The sequence below is a fragment of the Variovorax sp. CF079 genome (genome assembly GCF_900101545.1).
Lineage (GTDB): Bacteria > Pseudomonadota > Gammaproteobacteria > Burkholderiales > Burkholderiaceae_C > Variovorax.
Genome location: NZ_FMZU01000070.1, coordinates 1 through 1,049, shown reverse-complemented (window position 1 = coordinate 1,049; position 1,049 = coordinate 1). Strand labels below are relative to the sequence as shown.

The 1,049-nt window shown below is 70.4% G+C and carries 1 protein-coding gene; it reads right to left on the bottom strand.

What is annotated here, in order from left to right; translation table 11 throughout:
* On the bottom strand, positions 1-1,049 hold a 1,049-nt coding region (locus tag BLS74_RS34730; RefSeq protein WP_093112362.1), incomplete at both ends, for a DUF5666 domain-containing protein.

Sequence of the window (1,049 nt, the reverse complement as noted above, 5' to 3'; positions counted from 1 at the left end):
GTGGCGATCAGCACGCCATCGACGACCTGCTCGCCCTCGATGGTCACGCGCACCCCGTTGCCCAGGTTCGACGCGGCGCCGTTGACGAACACGACGCCCGGGCCGCCGGCATTCACGGGTTGTCCGCGTACCCGGAAGCTCGAGGCGGAGCTGAAGTTGCCGATGGCCCCGATCAGGGTGAACGACGCCGGCCCGCCGGTGCCAGGGATATGCCTGATCTTGAGCTTGGTGGCCTTGAGGATGCCGTTGGACATCGTGCCGGCAACGTCCACCTTCACGCCATTGCCGACCGAGCCGGCCGGCCCGCCGGTGATCTGCGCGGAAGAGGCGTCCACCGGCGTGCCCAGCACCCGCAGCGAACCCAGTCCCGCGTAGTCAGTGACGACGCCCGCGAGCTGGACCGGCGTGGTGTTCGCCGTCGGCACCGGGTACCACCACTGCACGAGGGTGGCAGGCAGGCGGCCCGGCAGGGCGGTGCTCGCACGCACGCGCACGAGGGTGCCGTTGGCAGGCGGGCGCCCGTCGGGGCTGCCGCTCAGGGCCGCGACGCTGTAGTCGACAACGAAGCTGCCGAGCGTGAAGGTGCGTCGTGCCTGATCGAGGTTCTGGACCGTGCCGGTGAGGATCGGTGCCGAGGGGCCGTGTTGCTCCACGCGCGTCGCCCGCAGCACGCCAGGTGCCGCCGGCAAGCCCCAGACCTGCAGCGTCGTGTTGGGTGCGATGGCAGCAAGTCCGGCCGCATCGGCCCAGACGGTGGCGTTGTCGGTGGTCACCGTGGTGCCCATGATGACGAAGCTGCCCTGCGCCAGATCGACCGACGAAAGCGGGCCGCGAATATCGGCCGCCGAATCGACCCGGCGGGCCGTGCCGCTCGTGAAGTCGGCGTTGACCGGCCCGCTGACCTTCACGCTCATTCCCAGCTGCAGGGATGCGGCATCCTCGAGGTTGATGACGGCGGTGTCCGTGTCGTAGCGCAGTCCGCTGACGATGATGCTGCCCGCGCCATCGACCCCGCCGATGCCGGCCGCATCGGCGGTGCTCACGCCGGT